This is a genomic window from Mesomycoplasma ovipneumoniae (assembly GCF_035918255.1).
GTDB classification, from domain to species: Bacteria; Bacillota_I; Bacilli_A; order Mycoplasmatales; family Metamycoplasmataceae; genus Mesomycoplasma; species Mesomycoplasma ovipneumoniae_A.
Genome location: NZ_CP142136.1, coordinates 46,218 through 58,754, shown reverse-complemented (window position 1 = coordinate 58,754; position 12,537 = coordinate 46,218). Strand labels below are relative to the sequence as shown.

Annotated in this window: 7 protein-coding genes and 1 tRNA gene; 1 reads left to right on the top strand and 7 read right to left on the bottom strand. The window is 28.3% G+C overall.

Going from position 1 to position 12,537, the window contains the following annotated elements; genetic code table 4:
• Positions 1 to 88: 88 nt before the first annotated feature.
• Positions 89 to 2,164: an ATP-dependent Clp protease ATP-binding subunit gene (locus tag U3G01_RS00240; protein WP_255030839.1), complete on the top strand. Its 2,076-nt coding sequence runs from the start codon at positions 89 to 91 to the stop codon at positions 2,162 to 2,164.
• 643 nt (positions 2,165 to 2,807) lie between these two features.
• Here the strand turns inward: U3G01_RS00240 and U3G01_RS00235 are convergent.
• The 7 genes from U3G01_RS00235 to U3G01_RS00205 form a co-directional block, all read right to left on the bottom strand.
• Positions 2,808 to 2,942 (bottom strand): hypothetical protein, encoded by a 135-nt coding sequence (locus U3G01_RS00235; protein ID WP_282861175.1) that lies wholly within the window; start codon positions 2,940 to 2,942, stop codon positions 2,808 to 2,810.
• Positions 2,943 to 3,264: 322 nt separating this feature from the next.
• A complete protein-coding gene (locus U3G01_RS00230) occupies positions 3,265 to 6,156 on the bottom strand; it encodes a P110/LppT family adhesin N-terminal domain (protein WP_255030838.1) in 2,892 nt (963 codons plus the stop codon).
• A 6-nt stretch (positions 6,157 to 6,162) separates the two neighbouring features.
• Positions 6,163 to 9,255, bottom strand: a complete 3,093-nt coding sequence (locus tag U3G01_RS00225; protein ID WP_255030837.1) for a P97 family adhesin — start codon at positions 9,253 to 9,255, stop codon at positions 6,163 to 6,165.
• A 17-nt stretch (positions 9,256 to 9,272) separates the two neighbouring features.
• Entirely contained in the window at positions 9,273 to 10,190 is a 918-nt protein-coding gene (locus U3G01_RS00220; protein ID WP_255030836.1) for an NAD(P)/FAD-dependent oxidoreductase, read from the bottom strand.
• A gap of 109 nt (positions 10,191 to 10,299) precedes the next feature.
• Positions 10,300 to 11,280, bottom strand: a complete 981-nt coding sequence (locus tag U3G01_RS00215) for a prolipoprotein diacylglyceryl transferase (RefSeq protein WP_255030835.1) — start codon at positions 11,278 to 11,280, stop codon at positions 10,300 to 10,302.
• A gap of 134 nt (positions 11,281 to 11,414) precedes the next feature.
• Positions 11,415 to 11,906 carry a peroxiredoxin gene (locus U3G01_RS00210; protein ID WP_010321223.1) on the bottom strand — a complete coding sequence of 164 codons (492 nt, stop codon included), beginning with the start codon at positions 11,904 to 11,906 and terminating at the stop codon, positions 11,415 to 11,417.
• Between the two features lie 33 nt (positions 11,907 to 11,939).
• Positions 11,940 to 12,013 (bottom strand) — tRNA-Trp (locus tag U3G01_RS00205).
• Positions 12,014 to 12,537: the final 524 nt, after the last annotated feature.

Genomic DNA, 12,537 nt, shown 5'->3' with positions numbered 1-12,537 from the left:
AATTTGGCACTTTATTGCCACGAGTGACAAAAATATGTTATAATTGTTTTTGCATTAATGTAAAAAAAATAAAAATAAGGAAGAAAAAATGGAAATTAAACTCGAAAATCTTGAAAAATATGCAAGAAATTTAACTAAATTAGCAAAAGAAAATAAAATCGAGCCTGTAATTGGGCGAGATTCTGAAATTAGAAGAATTATAAAAATTTTGTCAAGAAAGACAAAAAATAATCCCGTTCTAGTCGGCGATCCCGGTGTTGGAAAAACAGCAATTGTTGAAGGAATGGCGCTAAAAATAATTGCAGGACAAGTTCCTGATAATTTAAAAAATAAGCAAATTTTTGAACTTGACCTTACAAGTATTCTTGCTGGCGCCTCATATAAAGGTGAATTTGAGCGAAGAATTAAGGCAATTTTAACTGAAATTGAACAAAAATCTGATGAACTTATTATTTTTATTGACGAAATTCACTTATTAATTGGAACAGGTTCATCTGGATCTGATTCAATGGATTTTGCTAATATTTTAAAACCAATAATGGCTCGAGGTGGAATTAAATTAATTGGCGCAACAACAAATTCTGAGTATCGACTTTATATCGAAAAAGATGGAGCTCTCGAACGAAGAATGCAAAAAGTTGAGGTTTCAGAGCCTTCAGTTGTTGATACAATCAATATTTTGCGCGGAATTAAGGAGCGATTTGAAAATTTTCACCAGGTGAAAATTCTTGACTCAGCTTTGATTTTTGCTGCAAAAATGGCAAACAGATATATTTTTGATCGTTTTTTGCCCGATAAAGCCATTGACTTGGTCGATGAAGCGGCCGCTTCTTTAAAAGTTGAAATTAATTACCAACCAGAAAAACTAGAAAAAGCAAAGCGCGAATTAATTAATTTGAAAATGATGGAAATTAATTCGACAAATTCGGACAATGAAGATCTCAAAAAACAAATAATTGAGGTTGAAAATCAGGTTGACCAAATGCAAAAGGAATGAAACGACTCGCGTAATTTAGCTTCAAAAATTGCAAATTTGTCAACAAAAATTGAAGAATTGAAACACAAGCAAAACACACTAATGGACCAAGGCGATTATCAGGGCGCTTCGCAAATAAAGTATGTAAGAATTCCTAAAATTATGGAAGAATTACAAAATTTAAAGGAAAAACAGACTGAATTTTCGAACGTTCTTGATGAAAATCATATTGCAAAAGTTGTCTCAAATTGAACTAAAATTCCAATTGGCAAACTTTTAGAATCCGAAAGTCAAAAATATATTAATTTAGAAGAAAATCTTAAAAAAGTCATTAAAGGACAAAATCAAGCTTTAAAATCAGTTTCAGAGGCCATTTTAAGATTTAAGGCAAAAATTAATGATGAACAAAGACCAATTGCGTCCTTTTTGTTTGTAGGTCCTACTGGAGTTGGAAAAACTGAAGTTGCCCGTGCGCTTGCCCAAAATTTATTTGACAATAAAAATCAAATTATTCGCCTTGATATGTCAGAATATATGGAAAAACATAGCGTTTCTAAGCTAATCGGGGCGCCTCCGGGTTATATTGGTTTTGAACAAGGCGGAATTTTAACTAACAAAATTAGACAAAATCCATATTCAATTGTTCTAGTTGATGAAATTGAAAAGGCTCATCCTGAAGTTATTAATATTTTTTTACAAATTCTTGATAACGGCGAGCTTGTTGATAGCAAATCTGTAAAAGTAAATTTTCGCAACACAATTATTATTTTAACTTCAAATATTGGCGCTAATAAAATTCTTGAGGGTAAAAAAATTGACGAATCTAATATCAAAAATGAATTATTACTATATTTAAAACCTGAATTTATTAATAGAATTGATGAAATTATTGTCTTTAACCCTTTAAATCACGAGGTAATTTCTGAAATTATCAACTTAGAACTTGATATTTTCAAACAAAGATTGTTAGAAAATAATTTTGAGATAGATTTTAATGATTCTGTTATTGACTGAATTATTCACTCTGGTTATGATAAAAATTTTGGCGCTCGTCCTATCAAAAGATTTATCAAAAAAAATATAGAAAGTTTTATTGCTCAAAAAATAGTTACAAAAGAAATAACAGAAAATTCCAAATATAGATTGTTTTATAAACAAAATAATCTATATTTGGAAAAAGAAAAATAGTCCCGGGTTTTCTCAGTTTGATGAGATAATCTTAAAAAAGTGTCTGGTTTAAACCAGGACAAAAAAAATTAACACTAAGGTGTTGGCTTTTTTGTTTGAGTTTAGTTTTAGGCGCTTTTTTAACTTTTTTGGCAAACTCAAGAAAAATAACTATCAAACCAAAAACACTAAATTTAAAATCTAACAAAAAAATACAACTACTATTTAAACTCAATGTAAAAAGAAAACTCATTTTTATTTACATTGAGCCTAAAAAAATATATGAAGTTTTGAAAGAACAATAAAAAAGGCTTAAATTTATAGATTTCTAAACGGTTAAATTTAAGGCATTCCATTAATATTTAAAGCCATAATGGAAAAAATGGCATTATCTGAGTTTATTGTGCCAAAAACATAACTTATTCCTCCCTAATTCAATATCAAATTTATTAATTTATTCTTAAGTGAATGTTATTATAACATAATTTTTTCTTAGACCAAGCATTTTTTTTTTTTTTTTTCAAAAGGTTAATTTTAAAATAATAAAAATTAAGATTTTCCTGAGTTTCCCAGTTTGATAAGGTAATTTCAAAAAAGCATCCGGTTTTAGGCAATTTTTTAAGTTTTTTTGGTAAAAGTTAATTACAATTTTATTAGTAATTTATTAAGATATCAAAGTATTGATTGTTTCCAAATAACTTGTTTCAAATTTCATGTTTGAAATTTCCTTAAAATATTTAGGTTTTTTGCCAAACAATTTGTTTACTTCAATAAAACCATCTTTATTTTGTTTTTTCATAATTTATAATTATACCATAAAATTACTTAAAATGCAATTAAATGACATTAATATAAATTAAGGTTTTACGTTCAAAAAACACTGATTTACGGGTGTTTTTTCATATTTATATTCACTAAAAAGTGAATTTTTGCCTTAAAACTGGGAAACTCGGGAAATTAAGATTTTATGTCAAAAACCCGGATTTACGGGTATTTTTGCATATTTGTATTCAATAAAAAGTGAATTTTTGCTATCAAACTGGGAAACTCAGGAATAAAAAATCCAAATATAGATTGTTTTATAAACAAAATAATCTATATTTGGAAAAAGGAAAATAGTTTTATTTTAATGCTGTTGCAAAGTTTTTTTCAAAATCTTCTTTTTTGGAAAATTGGTTATTGAATTTTATAAAAAATCTAAACAAAACCTCTGATTTTTCGGAAGTTTTGTTGTTTTCTAGGTCTCCAAAATAAAGGGTTAAATTTTTTGCTGGGGTTGCTGAAGGCGTTGGGGCTGCTGGAGCAGCTGGAGGAGTTGAACCTGCTGAAGAAGCGCTCTGAGTAGATCAAAAGTTTTTTTCTAGTTCAATTTGGGGTTGATTTTTTGATTTTGGAGTTGCAATTTTTACAATTATCTTTTGAGAATTTTGAGCTTGAGTTCCTGAATTTGAAGATGAATTCTCATTAAGACCATTGTAGGAAAGAACAAAATTAGTAAATTGACCTTCATCAACAGGCAAAATACCTATGATTTTTTCATTTTGGTTTGTATTTGTGCTAGTTGATTCAATTTCCGCCTTTTTTGAAACACCTATTAGCCAAACTGGAGTATCATCAGGAATTGAATCTGAATTTGTTATATTTAAGTTTGTTAAATCGCTTTTTTTAGATAGTTTTTTAACTCAAATTAAATTAGCGTCTTGATTTGTTTGTTGATCAGAAGCTCCATTTTCTTCAGTAATAAATTTAAGGACAATTTTATGTTGATTAGGTTCTAAGTTATTTTGGACTGAAAATGAATAAAAAAATGGATTATTTTCATCAAAAGCTACAGTTTTTTGAGTATTTTCATCGCTTTTATAAAATAATTTTAAATAAATGTCGTTTAGACTTGGATATAAAATTCCTGAATTTCTGACAAGTTTAACTTTCTTATTGGAAATTTTTGAAGAGTCAAGGCTAAGTGAAACTTGAGGGTTTGTAATTGATTTTAGACCTCTGATTTCTGAGTGAAATAAGTTATTTTCACTAGATTCGTCAAAATTATATGCGCCAGATCCATCAATAAAAAAACTTGCTTGATTTTCTTTAGCTAATAATAATTGAGGATTTGTTGGAGACAAGCCGGCTATTTTTATATCTTTTTCACCTAAAATTTTATTAAACCTGTCATAAATACTAATTGTTATTGTTAATTGTCCTGTAGAATTTTCAAAAAATAAATTATACTTAACACCGTATGAAAAAATTTGCTTAGAGTTAATTATATCGTTCATTTTAGCAAAAATTTTTGCTAAAACTTCCTCAGGTTTGTCGTTTTCATCAGTTTTTTTTCAGGCCGGAAATGTTAATGAATCTTTAAAAAAGTCTTTAAATCACGTCACAATTGCTCTTTGACTAGTTAGACTATCATAAGTCGGACTGCTTTCTAAATTAACAATTTCTAAGCCTTTACTTGTGTTTTTATTCTCTTGAAAAGAATAAAAAGTAGCGTTAATTGACCTTAAATTATTAATAATTTCAACACCATCTAAATAATTGAACTTTTGTCTAACAATATAAAGATCATTATCCTTAATCACAGAATCCAAATATCTTTGGGCTAAGTTTGTAAAAGGTTTTAAAGTGTAAATAAAATTAAATTTACGATAATTTTCTTGAGTTTGTGAATCATTTAAATTTTGTTGACTTGAATTTTCAGAATTATTTGGGCCAACATCTTGAAATAAAGATACCTGATTTTCAAGCATTTTTTTCTCTTGGACAGGTGAACTTTGTTGTAAATTTGATACACTTAAATTTTCAGGAGTTAACTGATTTTGGGTTAGTTTTTCAATTTCTTTAGCTTTAAAATCGATTTGAACCATAAGTTCAACTTCACCGACTCGGTCCATTTGAACATTTGTCCCAAACAATCTTACATTGAAATTTGGTGAGGAATTTGTGAATAAATTTTGTAATTTTGATATGTCAAAGAGACTGTTATGGTCAGTTTGGGACACCAAAAAAGTAGATAAAGATACATTTTTTGCAACAATTTCTTGAATTTTTTCGTCTTTTAAGATGATAAGTTCATCATTAGTTTTAATTAAATTATTAAGATAATTTGTAACTTGTGCATAATCTAATAAATTTGAAACTTTTAAATCAAATGTGCGAATTTTATTTTTATTTGAGTCAAAAATCCCAAAAGAAATTCACAAATTACCCGTTGAGTCGTCAATATTTTTAAAAATTATATTTCCAGATGAGTCTGTTTCAAAATCAAAATAGGTGCCATCAGGAAGATTTACTAAATTATCATTTGAGTCTAAAAATAAAAAAGAACCAAATTTTTCAAGAGTTTTTTTAGCATCTTTTGTATTTTTATACTCATGATTTAGTGCTTGAATAAGCGAAAATGCGTTTCATTTTTGGTTTATTTGTGCTGTTTGTAAAATAAAAGCGGACTTTTGTTGGTTAATATTAAAGTTTATAAATGGAATGTCACCTTTGCCATTAAAGCCACGAATTGAATGAACTTTTGAATAAGTTTTATTTGTAAATTGATCATGAGCCGAAAAAACAACGTTAATTAAATTATTATTAACAACTTTTGTAACTAGATCATCATTTTCAACATCAGATTTATTAATAGGATTGACATTAAGCTTTAAAAAAGGATATTTTGAACTAAAATTGGAAAGATTAAAAATTGTAGTAAGATGAAAATTAGACCCTGAATCACGAGATAAATTGAGAATTTGTTCGGCTGAATATTTAGAAAAATCCTCGTCAATTTGCATTTGATCAACAATTTTTTCAAATTCTTCATTTGAAAGTTGAATCCCTTTTTGATTAACTTCAGTTTTCTCTAAATCTCGCTGATCGACAACACCAAAATATTTTGACTCAACAAGCGAATAAGTCAAATAGGAGAAACCTAAAATTGCACCAATTGCGATAGGCCAAGTCGCCATAATCATTAAAGATCTGGTGTGTGAAACTTTTTTTAATATTTTAGTTTTTTTCATTTTTTCCTAATTTCGATTTAACTGCCTTTTTGGCTTAATTACTGTAAAAATAAGCGGATATTTTGCTTCATTTTCTTGTGGTGCAAAGGGGTCTAGATTATTTTTAAGCTGCTGTTGCGAACTCTGAGTTGTAGATTGTTGAGTCTGTGCTGGCGTGGTTGGGGTTGGGGGCGAAGGTGAAACTTGAGGACTAGAAGGATTTTGCACTGAATTATCAGGATTATTTTGATCATTATCTACAATGTTTGGAATAAAAATTTGAGATTTTTCGCTAGAATCTAGATTTTTTACACTGAATCTAATTTTCAAATTTCCAAATTTATCAATGAAAACATTATCTTTTTTATATACAAGACCATTGCCATTTAATAAAGGATAAATTTGAACAAAAGTAGAAAAACCAAAAAGTTTTTTAATACTCTCTAATGTTTGTTTAAAATCTTTATCTTGATTATTAAACTCAGAAGTTAGAACTTCCTGAGCAGTTTTAGAAAATGTAACTGCTGTTGAAAAATTAGACTCATCAAGCTCTAATTGTAAAAGTTTTTGTGGAAAATTTAAAACAACATTGGACAAAGTTTCGATTTCACTTTGAGGATTTTGACTTTTAAAAACATCTAATTTTAATGAATTAATTGGTGTTCTAAAAACAATTTTATTGTTTGTAGCAGAAGTAAAAATATAATAATAACCTAATGTAAAAATCTCTTTTTGGGAATTATTATCGTTTTCAGAAGTCTCCTGATCGGCAACTTGAACTGGTGTTGGGGTTGAACTTTGCTGTTCAGAATCGATTTGTTCTGAGTTTTGATTAGCTAGAAAAACTATTTTATAAGAAAGATTTTCGCCAAGTGTTTCAAACTGCTTAACTGAATTATTATCTTTATAAGTTTCTATAAATAAATCAGAAAATGTTTGAGCATTTAATTCTGCTTTTGACTGTCCATTTTCGTTTAAAGCCTCAATTTTAGAAATTAAGTCGTTAAATCCCGTAATTAAATATTGATTTTGAAGATTTGAAACAATTTTATCATTAATAGTCTTGGTTTGTGGGGCTAAATTAGTATCAGGAGTTTGATTTTCTGTGTTTGGTTGTTGGTTTTCTTGATTTTCAGGTTGTTGAGAATTTTGAGAACCTTGAGAATTTGTGTTGGTTTCAGTATTTACGGTTTCTGCTTCCTGAAATTCAGATGCTTCTGGGGCGCCAGTCTCATTAATAGTCTCATTTTTTGGGGTTGAATCAAGACTTTGAGTTCCAGAACTTTCCTGTTTGTCATCAAAAGTATCAGATTTTATACCCGCAAGAGAATTAAAAAGAATTCTAAGGTATTTTTGGGCTTCTTCTTTAGGTAAGGCCAAAGTATTTTTTACAAAAAACATAAATTCTTGATTATTTTCAAAAAAAGCACGAGTATTTGTGTTATTTTCTAGTGTTGTTGGAGTTAAAGTTCTTTTGGAAAACTCAGAAATAGTTGGAAAATCATACTTAAAAGTTCAGGAATTTAAAATTTCAGTTTCAGGAAAATTAAGATTAAATTTTGAAGAGTTTGTTAAAATATTATAAATTTCTTCATGTGAATTTAAATCAATTAACTTTTGAATTTCATCTTTTGAAACATAATCAAAAGATGAAAAGGTTTGGGTTGGATTTTTATCAGTAAAATAATCTAAATTAACAACTGGAATTTGACTAAAATTTTTAGGGTTAAATGTAGAAACATCTTGGGATTCAGAATTTTTGAAATTTCTTAAAACAAGTTCTGAAGTTTTAGTTAATTTTTCCGAACCATCATCATTAAGCGGATAAAAAATTTCAAAAGGTATACGAATTAGCGATGACTGCTCGTCTGAATCTAGATAAATTTTGTCAACTATAATATTAAAGTCAAATTTTTGCTTAATTTGTGGATCTAAGTCAGCATAATCGCTAAAATCAAGTTGTAAATCTGCATTAATAAATGAATTAAGGACTGTTTTTGCTTCTTCAGGTGTTTTTAATGTACTTGTATTTTCCTTATATTTAAGAGAGTTATAAACTGAAAATATTGATTTTTGCGAAATATCAACTTTGTTTTCTTGATTTTCGTGTGAAAATTGATCAATTTTTAGATCTGATAGTTTTGGAATTTGTATAAAAACTTTAGGATCAGCAAAAGCAGATTTATTTTTAGCTGAATCAAATAGTAAAAAAGTAAAATTTTTAGTAATATTTGTATTAAAATTTTTTGGAAATATATCTTTGGCTTCCTGTGTAAAACTAATTTTACCTTGTATTTCCAAAAAATCTGAATGCAATTGCGAAGGTTGGACTCAAGTGTTATTATTATTTTTTATAATTTCAATTGTGTAAGGAAAAATTAACTTATTTTCGTGTTTAATAGCAAAGTTTTTGTTGGTTAAAATTGACTCAAAGTCAAAGTCAAAAAAATCATGAACTTTTTTGATAAAACTTTCTGCGCTTTGCTCAGAATTTGCTTGTGCTAAAAAATCACTTGCAAGTCAAATGTTAGGAGAGGTTTTATTTTGTTCACCTCTAGAAAATGGTCTAATATTTTGAAGATTTATTTGGAGTGCTTGGTAAAAATTTTCCAGAAAAAAAGTTGAATTAGGACTTATAGAAATTTTGTCAGTTCTTATATCAGATTTTATAATTCTTGAGTGATTATAAGTTTTGAGCAAAAATTCAACATTAAATTGTTGATTGGCATCATCTGGTTGGACATCTACAAACTCAAGCCAAATTCCGTTTGGCAACTTATATGGTTGCAATCTTTTATGTTCAAGGCTAAAAAGATCAAAAAAATCACCTTGATCTGTTGAGTCTTGAATTTTTTTTCACTCATCTTTTAGTGAGGCATAAGTAGAAAAAGGTGAAACTTTTTGGGCATTAAAACTAAGAGCATTAATTTTAGTTATTATTCTATTTAAATCCTCGACAGTTGTCTGATAAGAATTTTTTTTAATTAAGCCAAAACCATAAGAAATACCGACTGAAATTCCTAAAACACCAAGAAATGATGCGCTTAAAGTAAGCCCTAGTAAAATTTTTGATTTTTTTGTTAAAAATTTTGTTTTGGAAAATTTCTTAACTATTTTCACTATATAGAGACCTTTTTTTACTTAATTCGATTGGTTAAAATTTTACCAACAATTGCACCGTCATTTGCAGCAGTAACAATTTGTCTAATTTCTTTTGTAACAACATCACCAACAGCATAAACCCCAGGAATTTTTGACTGTCCGTATTTGTCGACTGTAATAAAATTAAATTTGTCAAGAATTTCTTTATGGTTTTTTTGTAAAAAACTAGTAGCTGGCAAAAAACCAATGTATGGGAAAAGTGACTTAATTTCTAGTGTTTTTTGCTCACCATTGTGATCAATAATTGCTGATTCAAGCGCGCCTTCTCCTTGAAGTTCTAAAACTCTAGCATTAAATAAAATTTCAACATTCTTGTTTTTTTTGAGTTCTTCTATTAAAAGTGGCTCGGCAATAAATTTATCATCACGAACTAAAACATAAACTTTTGAAGCTATTGAAGCTAAAAAACTTGACTCCTCAACAGCGGAATTTCCACCCCCAATAACAATTGAAGGTTGGTTAGCATAAAAAGGACCATCGCAAACAACGCAATAAGAAACACCTTTACCTTCAAAATCAAGGTAATTTTTAATATCTAACGGTTTTCTTTCGACCATTCCTGAAGCTACAACAACGGATTTGGCTGTGAAAGTTTTGCCATCCTTACAAATAACTTTATGGTCAAAAGGAGAGTTAGACTCAATATAATCAACTTCACAATAACGGTGTTTTGTCCCGAATTTTAGTGAGTGTTTATACATTCTTAGCGCTAAAGATGCACCATCAATAAACTCATCTCCAGGTCAATTTTCAATTTTAGATTGTGAAACAAGTTTCCCACCTGGAGCTCCTTTTTCCAAAATTAGAACTTTTAAATTACCACGTGAAGCATAAAGAGCGGTTGTTAGTCCAGCTGGTCCTGCTCCGATTATTATAACATCATAATTTTCCATGATTAAACCCCTTAAGAATAAAATGTTAATGATTATAAATAATTATATAATATTAAATTATAAAAAACATTAAAAACTAATGTTTTCCGTTGTAAAATTTCAATTTTGGCTAAGCCTCTAAAGTTTTTGGTTCTGATTTTGCAGGCTCAGAAAGATTACGATTTCATCTTGTTCAAGGCAAACCAATATAGCGTCTGTTTTCTTTTGTGTATCTTTCAAAAAATGCTATTTTTACTTTTTTGTTTTCTATTTTTACATAGTAATTTGCGAAAAATTGAAAGCGGATAAACAACAAAATTCCTAGAATTATCATCAAAATTGCAATTACAAAATAATAAACATATGATTCTTGCCGTAAAAATTCCATAGAAGCCCGGACAATTCCGTAATATAAAATGTATAGCGCCCCTGTTGAACCTGGTTTTAGCCATGAAAAAAGGTTTAAAACTCATACAATTACCAAGTAACCAAATAGCGAAGTTAGCGATTCATAGAAAAATAATGGAACACGGAGTTGACCATTTGGTGCATGCTTATCGGCAATAAACATATTTTTTCGAATAAAATCACCTAATCAATTTACGGTTTTACCTTCAGGATCAAGGAATCCGTAGACTTCGTGATTTGTAAAATTCCCTCATCTTCCTAAAAATTGACCAATTAAAACGGCTGGCAAGATAAAAGAAAAGGCTTTTCGTCAATCAAAACTAGCCCGTTTTCGATAAGCATAAATTAAATTTGCAACAGTTGGAAAAATAACCCCTCATTGAATTGAGAGTCCACCTTGGCGAATATTTCATCACTGTTGTAATGATGTTAAATCACCAACCACTAAACGCTCAAGAATATATCCAAAACGAGCTCCAACAATAGAAATAGGAATTGTGATAAAAATCAGCGCGGCTAAATGATCAAATTTGTAACCTTCGCGTTTTCAGAAAAAATAAATTGTGATAATTGACGCAACCATACCCAGAACGACTGTGAGGGCATAAATTGGAATTCAATCCTGAATTAACCAAAAAGCCTCACCTTCTTTAAAAGGGCGTTCATTTATTAGGTCAGCGGGAATTTTTGTAAGGTTATTCATTGTTATTCCTATTTTATTTTGTCTTATAAATTATACCACTTTTTTTATTTTTAAAAAATAAATAAAAAATACACAATTAAATGTGCATTTCTTGAATATGTAAATAAAAATTAATTTTTAAGTTTTTAAGAAAATTATGAAAGGTTTTGAAGATGTTTTTCTAATTGTTCAAAATTAATTTGATCGTGAACATCAGAATTAGGTTCAACAACTAAAACTTTTCCTTCAGAGTCAACAATAATATAACCACGATTTAATAAAAATACATCATCAATTAAAAATCCAGTAGCTAATCCAAAACTACGCAAACGATAGTCAGAATATATCTCCATATTTTCAGATAAATTTGCATTTTTTCACTGAGCAATCGCAGAAGGAAGATCAAGTGAAACTGAAATAAATCTAAATTGTGAATATTTCCTTGATAAATCACGGATGGATGTTGTTTGTTCATCGCAAATTTTGGTATTAATTGACGGAAAAATCGAAATTAGCGTTGTTTTTCCAAAATTTTTAAAGTCAACAACATCAAAATTTATATCACTAACGGTAAATTCTAGTTTTTCTCCTGGCTGTATTAATGATGAAACTAAATTATATGCTTTGTTCTTGAATTTTGTTTGCATCTTGTCACCTTTCGTATTTTAAAAATAATTTTTTGGCGGGGGTTAAAGGATTCGAACCTTCACTGATGGGTTTGGAGTCCATGGTACTGCCATTATACTAAACCCCCTTTTTCACAAAACTAATTAAATTATACCCTAAAAAGTTATAAATAAAAATTAAATACTAAATAAAAAATGTTTATATTTACAGGAAAAATAATATCCTAACTTACTAAATTTTTTAGCTAAATTAATAGAAAAATTCAGACAATTACTTTTTTATATATGGCTTTGATTCTATCGGTTTTATAAATTTTTTCTTCTAATTTATATGATGGTAAAATTTTTTATTGTTTTTTAACTTGTACTTAATATTATAAGATACAATAATGTTAAATTATAAAAATAATGGATATTAATTAAATTAACATGAACCAAAAATTCTACATGCGCTATTTGGAACTGTTTAATAGAAAATTTCTCCATATTATTGTCTTACCTTTTATTTTTTATTTAACAATAGTAATTATATATATAATTTCATTTAGTAAAATTGAATTTATAAATACCAACGGTGGATTATTTCTCGTAAGACTAGCTTCCTATTTGATTTTTATTTCGCTAACAATTATTATCTTCAGAAATTTTTTTA